This window comes from Sessilibacter corallicola (assembly GCF_021290925.1).
Taxonomy (GTDB): domain Bacteria; phylum Pseudomonadota; class Gammaproteobacteria; order Pseudomonadales; family Cellvibrionaceae; genus Sessilibacter; species Sessilibacter corallicola.
This window is the reverse complement of the sequence record NZ_JAJSLX010000002.1, coordinates 592,869-609,913: the sequence shown is the minus strand read 5'-3', so window position 1 is coordinate 609,913 and position 17,045 is coordinate 592,869. Positions and strand designations below refer to the sequence as shown.

At 46.6% G+C, this 17,045-nt stretch carries 13 protein-coding genes; all 13 read left to right on the top strand.

Annotation, left to right across the window (positions count from 1 at the left end; all coding sequences use genetic code 11):
• The first annotated feature begins 957 nt into the window (after positions 1-957).
• The 13 genes from LU361_RS09920 (at position 958) to LU361_RS09860 (ending at position 17,042) form a co-directional block, all read left to right on the top strand.
• Complete coding sequence (locus LU361_RS09920; RefSeq protein ID WP_233088686.1) at positions 958-2,274, top strand: energy transducer TonB; 1,317 nt, start codon at positions 958-960, stop codon at positions 2,272-2,274.
• A gap of 458 nt (positions 2,275-2,732) precedes the next feature.
• Positions 2,733-3,776 (top strand): hypothetical protein, encoded by a 1,044-nt coding sequence (locus LU361_RS09915; RefSeq protein ID WP_233088685.1) that lies wholly within the window; start codon positions 2,733-2,735, stop codon positions 3,774-3,776.
• A 98-nt stretch (positions 3,777-3,874) separates the two neighbouring features.
• Complete coding sequence (locus tag LU361_RS09910; protein ID WP_233088684.1) at positions 3,875-5,071, top strand: hypothetical protein; 1,197 nt, start codon at positions 3,875-3,877, stop codon at positions 5,069-5,071.
• A gap of 329 nt (positions 5,072-5,400) precedes the next feature.
• Positions 5,401-6,930, top strand: coding sequence for a tetratricopeptide repeat protein (locus LU361_RS09905; RefSeq protein WP_233088683.1), 1,530 nt, complete (start codon positions 5,401-5,403; stop codon positions 6,928-6,930).
• 121 nt (positions 6,931-7,051) lie between these two features.
• Positions 7,052-9,109 carry a PEGA domain-containing protein gene (locus LU361_RS09900; protein ID WP_233088682.1) on the top strand — a complete coding sequence of 686 codons (2,058 nt, stop codon included), beginning with the start codon at positions 7,052-7,054 and terminating at the stop codon, positions 9,107-9,109.
• Positions 9,110-9,113: 4 nt separating this feature from the next.
• Entirely contained in the window at positions 9,114-9,374 is a 261-nt protein-coding gene (locus tag LU361_RS09895; RefSeq protein WP_233088681.1) for a hypothetical protein, read from the top strand.
• 9 nt (positions 9,375-9,383) lie between these two features.
• Positions 9,384-10,184 (top strand): MotA/TolQ/ExbB proton channel family protein, encoded by an 801-nt coding sequence (locus tag LU361_RS09890; protein ID WP_233088680.1) that lies wholly within the window; start codon positions 9,384-9,386, stop codon positions 10,182-10,184.
• 22 nt (positions 10,185-10,206) lie between these two features.
• Positions 10,207-11,499 carry a hypothetical protein gene (locus LU361_RS09885; protein WP_233088679.1) on the top strand — a complete coding sequence of 431 codons (1,293 nt, stop codon included), beginning with the start codon at positions 10,207-10,209 and terminating at the stop codon, positions 11,497-11,499.
• A gap of 1 nt (position 11,500) precedes the next feature.
• Positions 11,501-12,580 carry a VWA domain-containing protein gene (locus LU361_RS09880; protein WP_233088678.1) on the top strand — a complete coding sequence of 360 codons (1,080 nt, stop codon included), beginning with the start codon at positions 11,501-11,503 and terminating at the stop codon, positions 12,578-12,580.
• Between the two features lie 93 nt (positions 12,581-12,673).
• Positions 12,674-13,675: a VWA domain-containing protein gene (locus LU361_RS09875; protein ID WP_233089525.1), complete on the top strand. Its 1,002-nt coding sequence runs from the start codon at positions 12,674-12,676 to the stop codon at positions 13,673-13,675.
• 97 nt (positions 13,676-13,772) lie between these two features.
• Positions 13,773-14,471 carry a hypothetical protein gene (locus LU361_RS09870; protein WP_233088677.1) on the top strand — a complete coding sequence of 233 codons (699 nt, stop codon included), beginning with the start codon at positions 13,773-13,775 and terminating at the stop codon, positions 14,469-14,471.
• Positions 14,472-14,482: 11 nt separating this feature from the next.
• Positions 14,483-15,151, top strand: coding sequence for a hypothetical protein (locus LU361_RS09865; protein ID WP_233088676.1), 669 nt, complete (start codon positions 14,483-14,485; stop codon positions 15,149-15,151).
• Between the two features lie 382 nt (positions 15,152-15,533).
• Positions 15,534-17,042: a M48 family metalloprotease gene (locus LU361_RS09860; protein ID WP_233088675.1), complete on the top strand. Its 1,509-nt coding sequence runs from the start codon at positions 15,534-15,536 to the stop codon at positions 17,040-17,042.
• The last annotated feature ends 3 nt before the right edge of the window (positions 17,043-17,045 follow it).

Here is a 17,045-nt window from a genome sequence, read left to right as displayed (position 1 = left end):
CTTCAAAAGCAGGTCGATGAGAAGGTTAGTGGATTAGCTTGGCAGGGTATGTAACGGTGCAGAAATTATGCATTAAATGGGTGCGCGATAAATATAAAAGTACACTGTATTACATCGCTTAAAATTCATCACAGTTGAATTTTAATACCGATCGAATAGGTGCAATCGCGAGACAACATTTTCAGATTATTGTTGTCTGATAGCTAATAGGTCACGCTTGAAATATCGAAAATTAACCAAGTACTTCTTTCTGTTATAAATTTTTTATTGTTTTTGCGAGTAGTGATAGAAAAAGAATCAATATTCCCAATTATTTGAGTGTTTCAAAACAATTTATTGGATTAGATATCTTACAATTTCACTTCTGGCGAGCAAATTTGGCACTACACTTAAGGGACCTCTGGCGACCGCCAAAAAGACTCAAGCCAATCAGATTTTTCTGATTCAGGCGTAAATTTTGAGGCTCTGCTACAACAACAAAACAAAAACACGAACTCAGAATAAATAAGCAATCGTTGATTTAACGTGCACGAAAAACTGATACACGCCTATCGCGCCAATAAAAAATTGCGACTTGCATTCAATTTACTCGCCAACTAATGCATACAAGCGCAATATCAGCCGCGCATAATTAATGGTTGACACTTTCCGTAACAGGTACGGATCAATTTAAACAAATTTGATGATTTAATCGGTTTGTATTTAAAAGTGACGGTTTTCGCATTTCCAACAATATGTTAGAAATTACACAGCAGTTTGGAATGAAAAACACCCTTTATCAATAGACAACGAAATAAGAAGCGTTCATCTTTTAAGGTTTTACTGTTGGTGCAAAAGTTAGCATTTCAAAAACACGTCAAGACACATTCAGTTTTTCGAATATTATTTTTTTGTAACTCATGCGCCCCGTTTGAACGTAAAAGAAGACTTCAACTCAGAGTATGGGCTCTTTGACCTATGATTCGTTCACTGCCTACTATCAATATTAATACAAGCAACACTTATACAAGCAACAATTTATACAAAAGCGTCAATTTTGTTTTTTGCCTCCTGATGATTGCCGGTTATTCACTGTCATCTGCTGCCGAGGTTGCACCGAACGATCTTACTGACTCGACAAGCTTTACCGAATCAGAAACAGTCATTGATTCTGCTTCCGTTGAAAAACAAATTCAGCGCATTGAATCAGAGCAAGGACCATTCGGCGCGGGTTTAAGTGAGCATTTACAATCTCTTGCCACTCAGTACCAAAACGACGGCCTACACGAAGAAGCATTGACCGTATTTAACCGCGCCATACATGTACAGAGAATTAACGGCGGGCTGTACGATTTAAGCCAAGCTCCCATGATCGAGCAGGCAATACAAAGCCACATTGCCGTCGGTGATTGGGGCGAAGCCAGCAAACGCCACGAGCACCTATTTTGGTTACACCAGCGCAACTTCGGTCAAGACGATCCGAGAATGCTGCCAATTTTGGAAAAGTTAAGCTCCTGGCATCTCAACGCCTACTCGCTTAATCGAGGCCCTGTTGCCTCGCATTTATTGAATGCCTACTCGCTGTTGCAGTCTTCGGTATCCTTGATCAGCACCAACTTTGGCGAAAACGACACGCGCTTAATCAATCCATTGCGTGGCATAGCCATTTCTAATTATTACTTCGCGACTCTAACACTCGACCAAATCCAGCAAAAAGCCACAATATCAACCGGTCCAAGCAACGCAGCAGAAGCAGAACGCAGAGCCAGGCTGGAGCAATTTGCCCGCAATTCGTATTACAGCGGCAAAACTGCGATGTTGAAAATTTTGGATATCTTCGAGAAAAACGAAGGCACAGATCCGGTAGAAGTCATGGTGGCTCAGGTGCAATTGGGCGATTGGTACACGATGTTTAATCTGCCAAATTCCGCGCAAAAAGAATACGAATCTGCGCTTTCGTTAGTGCTAAAAAATGACAGCCACGAACCCCTTGCCCAGACTGCACGCGACCTGTTCAGCAAGCCAGTGGCACTGCCTGATCTGCCGGTATTTGAAACCGAGGTGTTCGACAACAACGAACCTCACGATTACGTGTTAGTGAAATTCGATGTTAACGAGCGCGGTCAAACCCGAAATATCGATATTATCGAATCTGAACCGAGCGACAGCGTGGGGTTGCGTGTGAATATTCGTCGCGCCTTGAAATCGGCGAAATTCAGACCGCGCTATGAGGACGGCAAGGCAGTCAAAACCGAAGGGTTAGTACACCGCTACGTATTCCCGAAAAAAAGCTAGCCGCCATTCACCTTTTGCGGAAATTTCACTGAACAGGGTCTTTTTCTATAAGCCGTCAGTTATTCCGCAAAAGGAAATTCAAGAGTTTCAGTCATTGAGTCAAACTGAGCACCACTTTCCTGACGTATTTGGTAGAGATCGACAAACTATCTATCCTCGTTTGAGTCAAAACGAAAAATTAACAAATTTATAATGGATGAAATCGTTAAAACCAAAGGTTCCTATATTAAGCTTTGGTAAATGTTCATCACCTATGCTTAAGCGTAAGCGTTGTTGTTTTCAGCGGTTAAACAACAATTCGTGAGGTACACCGGTTTCAACACAAACAACTATTGATGCCAACCATAGATTAGTTTATAGATATCAATTCAAAGAGCATTGAATATCCGCACCTAATCTGGCATCGAAGACGCTGCTTCTATGCTGCGCAATTACCTTTTTTGGTTTAGGGGAAATTAATGAGCTCAAAACGCGTTAGAATAATGAGTCTTTCAGTCATCACTGCCGTTATTCTGGCCGGTTGTGGTGCCCAAAGTCAGCAACAGTCATCGACGCCTAATCCGCCGAGCAGCTCTTCCTCTGGCAGTGCTTCACCTGCGAGTCAACCATCGTCCAGTGGCTCACCCAGTCAATCACCCTCAACCGCGTCGAGTCAGTCTCGACAACCCAGTGCTCCGGGCCAACCGTCTTCGAGCAGATCATCGTCAAGCTCGTCTTCATCCAGTAGTTCCCCCTCAACCAGCAGTTCAACAGGCCAAAGCGGCGGCCAACCCAGTGTCTCGGTATCGACCAACGGCGTTGAATTACCGGGAACCGACGTGTTTTCAGAAGGTACGGCTCCCACCGCAGGATCAGCCAGTGAAACCTCCAATTCAGGCGAATCCGGTTTTCCAGGTGAAAACGATAACTTCCCCGAAGACCAAGCGCCCTCCGCTGGCAATGGTCCGGAAAGTGACGAGATCGACTTCTCCGAAGAAACCTCGGGCGGCGGCAACAGTTCCGGCGAAGAAAATGCACCCGGTGGCACCGTCGGTACTGGTGGCTCAGGCCGCAGCGCTGCAGAAGAAGTCGCCGCTAAAGAAGCCATCTTTCAGGGCAGCGTCAGCGACTACGACGGTTTTATTCTCAAAGAGCGAGAGTACATCGCCAACCGCCGAAACCAAGCCGGTAGTGAAGACGACTTAGAAGATTACGAAGGCCCACTGTTTGAAGAAGCAGGCGGCCCAGGCGGCAGTTCACAAGCAGAACAAGAAGGCCCTGGCAGCGCCTATGAAACCAGTTCTTCCGGCGGCGGTTATCGTCCAGAAGGCCCCGGAGACAACCGCCAAGGGGATTTTGAAAATACACGAGTTTCAGCACCGCCACCGGCCGACATCCCGAGCGGTGATGACGACGACGTGGTTGCCCGACAAATTCGTGAAGCCGCGGAAAAAGAAACCGACCCACAATTGCGCGAAGCTCTTTGGGAAGAGTACCGAAAATACAAAAATCAGAAAAAATAAATCACTTAGTTTTCTGTTTTGGACAAATTAATCATTAAATAAGGCAAGCCATAACAGGCCCTAGGCAAACAATCACTTTTGATGAATCGGATTGACCAATGAAATCGTTAACTCATTGTCTTAAATTAGGAACCGTCTTAATCGCCAGCGTCGTTTTTGCATTACTGACAGGGTGCGCCAATAAGGTGGTTAAGTCGACGGCACAAACACCGTTGGAAGTTGAAAACGCGAGTATTCCCGAAAGCGAGTTACTCGATGTGGGCATCGTTATTTTTGATCCGGGTTTAGACTTAGAATCGCAATCGGTTATTCCGGTTTTCCCAGAAATTCGAAAAGCCGAATCGCAATATTTCCCTGTTCAACTGATGGAAGCCATGCAACGCAGCGCCGCCTGGGGTGCGGTGCGTGTTGTGCCTAACGATCAAGCGGCCGTGGATGTCACGGTAACCGGAGAAATCGGTTCATCCGATGGCGAATTGTTAATCCTTAAAGTGAACGCATTCGATGCCACGGGTGAAAAATGGTTTAGCAAAGAGTACAGCCAAAAAGCCAGCCGCTACAGCTACGATCCCGCCGCCCGCGTTCGGCGCGACCCGTTCTCGAGTGTTTATAATGAAATTGCGAATGATTTATTAGTCCACAAACGCAACTTATCCGCCGATTACGTGCGCAGAATTCGTTTAGTAACAGAATTAAAATTTGCGCGCGATTTTTCTCCCGAAGCGTTTAACAATCACGTCAGTGTAGATCAACAAGGTTTGTATACCATCAATCGACTGCCTGCCGACGATGACCCAATGTTGGAACGTATTCGCACAATTCGCGAACGCGATTACCTCTTTATCGACACACTTCAAGAATACTACGGCACCTTCGTTAAAGAAATGGAAAACCCTTATCAAGAGTGGCGCAGCCAAAGTTATTCCGAAGCCATTGAAGTGCGAAAATTACGTTCGCAAGCGCTCGGTCAAACCATTGCCGGTGTCGCATCGGTTGTTGGCGGTGTGTTGGCAGCGGGTTCTTCCAACAGCAGTGCACGCGCAGCTGGCTCAGTTGCCGTTGTCGGTGGTGGTTACTTAATCAAAGAAGGCTTTGATCGTCGTGCAAACAGTAAACTGCACGTTGAAGCGCTGCGAGAATTGGGCGAATCGTTGGGTTCAGAAGTTGAGTCTCATTACTTTGAACTTGAAGACAGAACCATTACTCTAGAAGGTAGTGTTGAAAACCAATACGACCAATGGCGCAGAATTCTAAGAGACATCTACGACATAGAAACCGGTGGCGTTGCACCTTAGATTTTATTGACATCAATTTGAGTCATTCTGTTGGTTTAAAAACGCTACTTTATCGAACACAACAATATGGCGCTGAGTGATTATTGTAACGTTGCGATTGTATCCAACGTTTCGTTTGAGCGGGTTTTGCTTTAGTTGATTTTACTAGGGTTGGGTCATTAAATAATTTTTTATTGACTCAATATTAATCAAAAAAATTACTTAAGCGTAAATAACCCAAGAATATTCACTCCGCCATATCGAAAACTTTTTTAAACAGTAGAACCAATCAAATTAGTGTCAACAGGCTCTAAGTTGATGTCACTGAAAGGCGGTAAGTTAGGGACACAATGAGCGACCTAAATTCAAATACTCCAAACGATAAAAAAATAGAACCGGCTCCCTGGGCGCAATCGCCAGTGATGACCGCACCAGAGAAACACTGGTGGCAAGATCCTAAAACACTCATACCGCTGGTGTTATTGGTCGTTTTATTGGTATTGGTTGTGTTTTGGTTACCCACACTGGTGTCGCCCCCAAGCCAACAAAAAGAAGAAGCCGTTGTTACCAACAGTTCGGAATCCGCCGCCGCAACCGCTGCTTCCGGTAAATCATTGGAATCTCCGTGGAGCGAAGCGCAACTGGCCAAACAACGGCGCGAAGCGCAAGACATCTTGGCGAAAATTCTAGATCAGCAGCGCGCTTTAGAAGCCGCGAGTGTGAATCGCTGGGAAGCCGACGGTTTTGCCGAGGCAATGGCAACGGCGGCCGAAGGCGATAATTTCTATCGCGACCGCGAATTCGAACAAGCCAAAACCAATTACAACACCAGCTTGCAGCAGTTCGAAGCGCTGGTTGCTAAAAAAGATTTAGTATTTGAAGAAAAGCGCAAAGCCGGTTTGGACGCTCTCGAACAACACGATCCGGTTGCATCCGTTGAAAATCTCGATTTAGCACTTGCCATAAAACCCAACGATAAAGATGTCGAAGCGGCATTAGAACGAGCCAATAACCTAGAGCAGGTTCTCGATTTAATCAAAGTCTCAAAACAATTACAGCAGCAAAACGAATGGGAGTTTGCTTTAGAAAAACTCAACGAGGCAAAAACCTTAGATTCCCAATCAAGTCTTGTTAAAGATGAGTTAAACAGTTTATCTCTGGTGTTGCTCGACAGAGATTTTGCCGAAAAAATGTCAGACGGTTACACAGCGCTAGACAGCAATCGTTACAGCTCAGCCATTACCGCCTTTAAAGCAGCGTTAAAACTCAAACCCAACGCCGCCGACGCAAAATCGGCACTGCTGCAAGCCCAAAATAATCAAACGCAATCCACCCTTAATCGACATTTGGTATCGGCGCAACAATCCGCCAGTGGCGAAAATTGGCAAGACGCCATCGGAGCCTACGATAAAGCATTAGCCCTCGACGCAAATTTAATCGACGCGAAAATTGGTAAAATCAAAGCCCAGGCTCGCTTAAAATTAGACGAATCGATGCAAGCGTTATTGTCCGACCCGCTTCGACTTTCAGACAATAACGTCTCTCAACAGGCGAGAACTGTACTCGCGGACGCCAATGCCATTCCCGATGCCGGACCGAAATTATCGGGACAAATTAGCCAATTAACCCAGGCTCTAGCAGTAGCACAAACGCCCATTACCGTGCGTTTTCAATCCGATAACGAAACCCAAGTAACACTCTACCGCATCGGCCAGTTGGGTAATTTTGAGCAGCACTCTATGGCACTTAAACCGGGGAAATACACCGTTGTTGGCTCGCGTCCCGGATATCGCGATGTGAGAAAAGTCTTTACGGTATCACCGTCTAATCAATCGCCCATTGTGAGAATTCAATGTGAGGAAAAAATTGCGAGCCTATAGCGCAAATACCATCGCCTAAAAATCGCAGCGCCAGACTAGGCAATATAAATGTGAGATTTGAGCGCGAAAAATTCGAGTAATATTCGCCAATAAATAAAATTAATTCCCCACGAATGAATTTATGGAACAGCAAAAACCCATCAAACGCCTCCAAGCGGCCGAATTTACACCAACGGTCACCGCAGTACAGAAAAATAAATCACCAATAAAACCCGTACACATTTTTTTACTTGCCTTATTTTTGGTGATTGCTGGTATTGGTTGGTATTTAGTAACCGCCCGCTCGTTAATTGTCTACCCAAACCCGCCAGAGTCCGACGTGTATTTATCCGGTGGTTTTCATTTAAAAATTGGCGAGAGTTTTCTATTACTTCCCGGTCAATACACGCTAGAAGCCTCCCACGATGAGTTCTACACCTACACCTCTGAATTCACCGTGACCGATGAAGACAACCAAACCACCGAAATTCAGTTAACGCCGTTGCCTGGCGACATTCGTTTAGTATTAAATCCCGAAGTAGAAGCAGAGGTTTTTATCGACGGCAATGAAGTCACAGTTGCCGATGGTTTAATTGCCGACATCGCCGCTGGAAATCACACCTACAGCATCACCACGCAACGCTATCAACCGACCTCAGGCGAAATCAATGTTGAAGGTCGAAAGAAAGAACAAAACCTAGAACTCACCTTAGAGCCTGCCTGGGCAGACGTAAAATTAGATAGCTTACCCACGGGTGCTGAAATTTATTTAAATGAACAACTTATTGGCACCACACCCAGCACCGTTGAAATTTTAGAAGGCGATCAAACATTAGATCTCCGATTGACCGGATACAAACACAAACAATACCCCTTTTCTGTCGTTGCTCAGAAGCCTCAAAATTTAGGCACCTTGGTTTTGGAAAAAATCGACGGGCTTATAAAATTAACGTCTTCGCCTTCTGGCGCCAGCGTTACCATTGATGGTCAATACGTTGGCCAAACTCCTATTTCCGCGCCCGTAAATCCGGCAGAAAAATTATCCGTGCGTTTATTTAAAGACGGCTATAAATCCGTTTCTCGTTCGGTGTCGATTAAATCGGGCGATGAAATTGACCTGAACGTTTCTCTCCCCGTGTTATTGGGAGAAGTGAAAATAAAATCGCAGCCTGAAGATGCTCTGTTGTACGTTGACGGTCGCTTAAGCGGACGGGCAAACCAGTCGTTGCAATTGCCGGCGAAGCAGCATCGCATCGTTATCAAAAAAGAAGGTTACGTTGATTTCACCACCAGCGTTATTCCGCGCCCAGGTTTGGCTCAAAATTTAAATCCACGCTTAAAAACCCTGGAAGAAGCAAAATGGGAAAGCGTGAAATTGGAATATCAAAACGTCACTGGGCAAACATTAAAACTGTTCCGGCCACAAGATACATTCACAATGGGTGCGTCTCGTCGCGAGCAAGGTCGTCGTTCTAACGAAGCCATGAAAAAGGTCCAATTAACGCGACCGTTTTACCTCGCAACTCACGAAACCACGAACGAACAATTTAAACGCTACAAGTCATCTCATTCTTCCAGCCATGTCTCTGGCAACAGTTTGGACAACGGCACTCGCCCTGTGGTTAATGTGAGCTGGACGGACGCCGCACTGTTTTGTAATTGGCTCTCTGAGCAAGAAAACCTACCGCCCTTTTATGAATTCGAAGAAGGAAAACTGGTGAGCTTTAATCCCCAATCGAACGGTTACCGCTTACCTACCGAGGCCGAATGGTCTTGGGCTGCGCGCTTCAAAGACGGAAATATGCTGCGCTATCCTTGGGGTAATGCCCTACCGCCACCGGCAAAAGTGGCCAATATTGGCGATCGATCTGCGGCCTCTATTTTGGGAGTTATCCAAGCCAGTTACGACGACGGCTACATTGTTACCGCCCCGGTAGGACAATTCCCAGCCAACCATTTAGGACTTTACGACCTCGGCGGCAACGCAGCTGAGTGGGTTCACGATTACTATCTCATTACCACCGGCGTCAGAGCAAAATCCGAAGTTGATCCACTCGGCCCGAGCGAAGGCGACTATCACGTGATTCGCGGAGCGAGTTGGTCCAGCGGCGGTATCACCGATTTGCGCCTGTCTTATCGCGACTACGGCAATGATCCTAAACGCACCATAGGTTTTAGAATCGCACGCTTCTTGGAATAACATCATGATTAACAATTTCATCAAATCTATACTGTTAATGAAAAGAATCACGACTTTGTGTGTTCTAAGCAGTCTGCTGGTTGCGCAATCTGTACACGCACAAACCAGCGCAGACAGTAACGATGCATCAGCAGTAACACCAAACGCCGAGCAACAAGCGGAAACAGAAAACGACGACTCAGCCAAAACCGACAATGACCCAGGGTTTGTTCCAACGGAAGAAATCTCTGAAGATTTATCGGTGTCATTTCCGACGGACATTTAAGGAAGATTTATGAAGCGCAATGCCTCAACCGAATTTTTGTATCAATTATTTGCGCTGATTACGGCGGCGATTTTGGTTCATGCTGTATACGTAACCCTGGTTCGCCCCCAAGCCGAAGCCATTGTGCAGCATCAAATGGAACTGCAAGAACAAGGTGAAGCGTTTGTCACCGAACGCTCACTGTTTGTGGTGTTAAAAGATTACGAACAAGAGGCGTGTTTTATCTTAATGCTCTGGGCGCTGGCCATTATGGGGTACAAGGCCCGCGAAGTGATGTCTGAGCGCAAACTGCTGCAAGCCTCTATTTTGAATTTACGCGAAGGCGTAACCATTTTGCCCGAAGACGCTCGCGACCTATCGCGCCCCATTCAATCGCTACCGATCACTCAACAGGCCATGCTATTACCGCGGTCACTCCTTAAAGCGTTGCAACGCTTTGATTCCTCAAAAAGCGTTACCGATGCCGCCAACGCCGTGCGCGAAACCTGTGAGACCGAATCCGACCGTCTAGACAGTGAACTGGCGATGATTCGCTACATCGCCTGGGCCATTCCTTCGATCGGATTTATCGGAACTGTACGCGGTATTGGTGAAGCCCTGGGCCAGGCCCACAAGGCCGTAGAAGGCGATATCGCTGGCGTTACCGTGAGTCTGGGTGTCGCGTTTAACTCTACGTTTATCGCCCTGGTAATCAGCATTGTGGTGATGTTTTTCACGCATCAATTGCAGTTGATGCAAGAGCGATTGGTGTTGGATACCGAAAACTATTGCGACTCGAATCTTTTGCGCTTTTTAACCGTACGCGACTAGTGCATCGATTAGGAAAACTGACGTGACTCAAGCCACTACTTTTATCCTAGAACTGAACGATCATCAGTTGTGCTTAAACAGCGCCGACGGTTACCAATGCCAACCTGGCTACGCTATTTTTGACGACAAAGGCGTAATGACCGGCGAGCCCGCAAAAGCGCAATATCGCCTGCGCCCACTCAATGCCAGCAATCAGTTTTGGGATCAGGTCAGCGTTGATCCCATTCGCAGCAATACCCCTCACGTTACTCACAACGCAGATTTGGTGTATCAACAGCTTAAATCGCTGCTGTCGTCCGTGCAGTGCGAAACACTGATCATCGCGGCACCGGGCAGCTTCAGCGATCGTCAATTAGCGTTGATCTTAGGTATTTGCCAAAGCTTGTCGGTACGTGTTGCAAGCGTTGTAGATTCTGCCCTGCTGCAATCAGTGAACTTACCCGATGGTAGCTACTTTCATTTGGATTTTTTACTGCATCAAGCGGTGATCACCCACATTGATATTCAACAGCGAACGGCTCTAAAACAGAAAACCTTACTGGTGCCCGGGTGCGGCATGGCCCAGTGGGAAGATATTTGGGCACGTGCCATTGCCGATGAATTTATCCGCCAGACGCGCTACAACCCACTGCACAATGCCGATAACGAACAAGAACTGTATTTGCAACTCAATGCTTGGATGCAAGGCTTAGAGTCAGGAGAAAGTGAAATTGATTTGGCCGGGCAATCCATCAAACTCAGCCTAAATTACCTGTTGGAAGCCAGTCAGTCGCTGTTCAAAACCTTAGATCAACACCTGGCCAGTATTGTCGATAGTTCTGGCACACTTGTACTGAGCCCAGTAGCCTCAGAAATTACGAAAATGTCGGGCAATTATGACCAGGCACTTGCTCTTACGAACGAGCAGATTCGCCCTGCAGCTTGCCAATATTTCGATCAGCTCAGCGATGACCACGGCGAAACCGCATTAATAGAAAGTTTAAAACTCCCCAACGCCTCCGAAAAAAACACCGACAAAACCACTGGCACACCTGTTGAGAAAGCTTACTCAGCAAGCTCGGCACAACCCACCCACATTCTTATTAATGCAACTGCTTATCCGTTAAATAGCAAGCTAACGCTGTCGCCAGAGTTCAACGTAAATCAAGCAAGTTCAATGGTCACTTTTGCAATAACGGCATCGGGTATTGTGGCAACCAGCGCGGATGACTCTGTGTTAGTGAATAACGCTCCCTTGCAGCCAGAAACCGCATTAAACATTGGCGATACCCTTCGCTACCAAGATCACCAAGCCACGATGATTCAGGTGCTTTGATATGGCGCGCTCCCGTCGATTTAGCACATTCAGCTTATCGTTTTTGGACATTATGTCTTGCGGATTCGGCGCCGTTGCTTTGATTTTCTTGATCATTAAACACGACGTCGACAATCAAATTGAGGATAAAAATCCTGAGTTGATTGCTGAAGTCACACTGTTGGAAGAAGAAATCAAAGTCGGTCAAGAAAACCTAGTTCGTGCGAAAAACACCGTTTCTGATGTCGACCAACAATTAGCCGAAGCACGAGGTCTGGCCAGACGAATCAACGAAGACATCAATGCCGTGCGCGGCTCTATCGAACAGCTCAACTCAGACGATCCCAATTCCGCCATTCAATCGTTAAAAGATAAATTAAAAGAGCTTGAAGAAGAGAAAAAACGCATTGAGGAAGAAGCCAAGCAAAATGCCAATAACGTGCGTCGTTTTGTCGGCCAGGGCAATCGTCAGTATTTAACCGGGCTTAATCTCGGCGGCCAACGCGTACTCATTTTGCTGGATGCCTCCGCCAGCATGCTCGACGAAACCCTCATCAACGTTATCCGTCGCCGAAATATGGACGATGCAACCAAGCGTCAATCGGCCAAATGGCAGCGCTCCCTCGCCATCGTCGAATGGCTGATTGCTCAGTTACCCGAAAATGGTCAATACCAGATTTACGCGTTCAACACCGACGCAAGTTCGCCTCTATTGGGCACCGAGGGCGATTGGCTCAACGTCGGTGATAAAGCACAACTGGAACGCGCCATCGATAATTTACGCCAAGTGGTCCCCAAAGGTGGCACTAATTTTTATCGCACCTTTAGCACCGCACAACTGCTGAATCCGACGCCCGATAACATTTTTCTTATTACCGATGGCTTGCCCACCCAAGGTCGTAAAGCTTCGCGTAAAAATACCGTCACTGGGGCTGAGCGTTTGAATTTATACAACGAATCGGTGGAATTATTGCCCAGGGGAATTCCCGTCAATACTATTTTGTTGCCGATGGAGGGCGACCCATTTGCGTCTTCTGCCTTCTGGCGACTCGCACAGATATCCCAAGGGGCTTTTCTCACGCCCTCAAAAGATTGGCCTTAACTGTGCGTGAGCTAGTGTTAAATTAAGTGAGCAACAATGAGTAACAATGACCAACACTGAGATCAACAAAAACAGGAGCACTAACCCGTGGCAATGAAGAAAAAACGTCGCTCCGGCGAAGAATCCAGCATGTCGTTTCTCGACGTGGTGTGCTGTGGCTTTGGCGCCATTGTTCTGTTGTTGATGATCACAAAAACTGTCGAGCCCCAGGTTTTAGAACAAACTGAAATTAAACTCGATGGCATTATCGCGGATTTGCAAAAGCAATTATTCACCATTCGCGGCGAAACTCAGGTGTTTAATCGCGAACTCACCGCCAAACACGAACAGCTCGATATCGAAGACAAACGCATCGCCATTTTAAAAGCTGAACTCGAAACACTGGAGCAACAATACGCCGCACTGAATCGCTCCAATACCGTCGATAACGTGGTTAAAGGTGAGCTTGAACTGGCATTGCAATCACTCACCGACGAAATGCAGCGGCTGTTAGGCCAGGGTTATCAAAGTAAAAACAATTTAGTCGGCGGTATTCCGGTCGATAGTGAATACATCATCTTCATTATTGATACCTCTGGTAGTATGTTTAACTATGGCTGGAATCGAATGATGCAGGAGATGGTGAACATCCTCGACATCTACCCCAATGTGAAAGGCATTCAAGTCATGAATGACATGGGGGATTACATGTTCGATAGTTTCCGAGGTAAATGGATTCCCGACACTCCGGCAAGACGTAACATTATTTTGCAACGCTTACGCACCTGGAACCCATTCAGCAACAGTAGCCCGGTGGAAGGCATTCAAAAAGCGATTGCGACCTATTATGACCCTGGGAAAAAAATCAGTTTGTACGTCTTAGGGGATGAATTTACCGGAACATCGATAAAACAAGTTATCGACACCGTGGATCGGCTCAACAGAAAGGATTCTCAAGGTGAACGCTTAGTTCGAATTCACGCCGTGGGTTTTCCGGTTCAGTTTTCCAGACCCGCGAATTTGCAAACTACGGGTTTAAGATTTGCAGCACTCATGCGAGAACTGACCCGGCGCAACGGTGGAACCTTTGTTGGTTTAAACGATTTTCGAACCTGACGATTGTGAACACCTGCGCAATATTGCATAGATTTGGATCGTCAACATTACTGGCTCAGTCGACATTACCCCTAATAACATAGGATTGACTAACACCATGCTAGGTCACATAAATATAAAATTCACATTGTTTCTTTTGTCGGTATTAGCGCTTTCCGGTTGCAGCAATTCACTGGTTGTTAACGCAAAATTCCCCAAGCCCGTCTCTGAGCCCATTGGCATAACCATGGGTGTGGTCTACAGCGACGAACTCAAAAATTACACCTACGAAGAAAAAGAAGACGAGCGCTCTAAGTGGAAAATCGGCATTGGTGAAGCGCATCAAACACTGTTTGAAAACGTATTTGAAGAGATGTTTGCCAACAGTCAAAAGCTGAGCACATTAGAAGAAAATTCCGCTAATCTCGATCTTGTACTCTTCCCCACCATCAGTGAATTCCAATATTCGTCGCCGCGCGAAACCCATTCAAAAATCTACGAAGTATGGATCAAATACAACATGCAGGTGTACACCGGCAACGGCGATCTGGTCGCAGATTGGATTATGAGTGCTTACGGTAAAACCCCGAGTGCATTTTTAAAATCCAGAGAAGATGCGATGAATCAAGCCATTGTTATCGCTTTGCGAGATTTGGGTGCGAGCTTAGTTTCAGGTTTTACCAAGGTGCCGGAAGTGAAAAGCTGGCTGGAACAAAAACGCGCGCCGCAATCCGATGACACCGACACATTCGAAGACGAAAGCAGTGGAAACCAAGCCGCATTATTGACGTTAAATCGCAACCACAATTTCAACTGAGGTACGCATCCATGAAAACACGGGTAATGAATTGTTTGGTTGTCTTTGCCAGTATCCTGTTTGCAGGCTGTACATCACTAACCATTGATGAGCACCGAACCAGCGAAGACAGAATTAACATTGAATCCGACCAAACCGTAGTCGTTCTCGGCCGACGTCATTCCAGTGAATACGAGACCGAACCGAGCTTAATTAGCTGCGTTGGCAACGTCTTAAAACGCGGCAGCGACGGTTTAAATGTGATGTCTGAAAGTGAATTCGTCGACGCACTATACCCGTGGTTTGAACCCAGAACGGCACCGTTACACGTCAATGATTTGGGACGATTTTTGGATGACTCCACCATTCACGGCACCATGGAAGCGCTCAACGTTTCTTACATTATCTGGATCGATGGCCAAACAGAAACCACCGACAGCTCAGGCTCCATCGGTTGCTCAATCAGTGTTGGCGGCGCCGGTTGTTTTGGTTTTGGCACCTGGGATAAAGAGTCCGATTACGAAGCCGTGGTGTGGGATTATCGCAACCGCAAAACCGAGGGCCAACTGAGCGCCGACGCCTCTGGCACCTCGTATATGCCCGCGATTATCATTCCAATACCCATTATTGCTCGGGTACAAAACAGCGCCTGTAAAGGCATGGGTGCCCAGTTAAAAAGCTTCTTTGCAACCCAAGAATAGAGGAGCCTCTGATTAACCTCAAAATTACTCAGCGTGAACTCAAGCGTAAGTCTGCAATTAATGGCCTTTTCTTTAACAAACAGTTAGGCCTTAACAAAAACGGCAAGACAGTAAATGTACGCTTGAGAACACGTCCTCCGGAGCCTGCCAGTTTTTTCCTGCTCTGCGTTGTGCTTTTTCGATTTAACCCGTTAGACCTTCAAAAGCACGCCTTAATCAGAAAAAAACTCGTTGGCCTGAGTGATCTTAAGATTAATCAGAAGCTCCTAAATACAAAAAATTATCTGTCTAAACGGCTTTATAAAAAGCAAATCGCAATCATCGATAGAACTCATTGTTGCGATTATCCACTGTTGAATACACTCAAAAACAGTTTCTTGCCATGAAAAAAAAGATGCCTTTTACGTTTAAAAAACGGTTTCTGAACCTTGTTATACCAGCAACCGTTATTTTAGGTGCAGCTGTTTTACCCGGCTGCGCCATCAACCCTGCCACAGGCAAAATCGATACGGTCACCATGACCAACGCCCGCGAAATTTCTTTGGGAAAAGAGCTTTACGAAGAAATGATTAAGGGGCTACCGATCTACACCGATGAAGAATTAAACGCGTACGTCGACGAAGTCGGACAACGTGTTGCCGCCGCCGGCGATCGCACCAATATCGAATATCACTTTACCGTTGTCGACAGTCCCGATATCAACGCCTTTGCCCTGCCTGGGGGGTACATTTTTATCAATCGTGGCCTGATTACGTATTTACAAAACGAAGCGCAACTAGCGGCTGTTTTAGGTCACGAAGTTGCCCACGTTACCGCGCGTCACGCCGTGCGCCAACAGTCTGCTCGCGCCGGTAGAAACGTGGGCGCGGTGTTCGCAGGTATCCTCACTGGCAGCTCTACCGTCGCCTCTGCCGCAGCTCAATGGAGCGATGCCGCCATTGCCGGTTACGGCCGAGAAATGGAGTTAGAGGCCGATGGCTTTGGCGCTGAATACATCCGCAACGCGGGCTATTCAGGCGAAGCCATGATTGATGTTATCGGCATCTTAAAAGACCACGAACGCTTTACCAAACAACAAGCCAAAGACCAAAAACGCAGCTTTGTTGCCTATCACGGCGTGTTCGCAACTCACCCCAGAAACGACAAACGTTTACGCGAAGCCGTGGAATCGGCAGACGGTCAAAACAATCGAGGCGAATTATTCGAAGAGAGATTCCAAGAAAAAACCGAAGGTTTAGTTTGGGGCGAAAACTTCGATCGCCCGGCTACCAAATCGGCGGATAAAAAACAGCCCAAGGAAAACCGTTACACCCACAATCGCCTTGGCTTTACTCTGTTGTTTCCAGACGAATGGACGGTCTCGAATAAAAACAAAGCCATTGTTGGAGAACCCGCAGATCAATCCGCCAGTCTAAATTTAACCGTTGCTCGTGTTGATCCGAAAGGAAATTTCGAAGACGTCTTACGCGATAAATTTAACGTCAATCTATTAAAGCAATCCGAGCCATTAAATCAGTTTGGTCTTCGCGGTCACACAGGTATTAAATCGGGAGAAGGCAACGACGAGCGAATTGCCATTTTAGTCCACGGTAATCGCGGCTACATTCTTCAAGGTAAAGTAGAGCAAGCAGACGAATCCGTTAATTACGATCAATTGTTCATGCGATCGATTCGCAGCTTTCAACCGGCGCGACCACAAGCACCACAAACGGCGAAAAAACGCAGCTCTAAAGTGATTAAATACGTCACGGCCAATCAAAACACCACCTTCGCTCGTTTGGCACATCAATTAAAACTCGGCCAATACGGCGAAGAACAATTGAGATTGATCAACGGTTATTACCCTCGTGGAGAGCCTCTGCCAGGTGAACGAATCAAAATTGTTCAATAACAC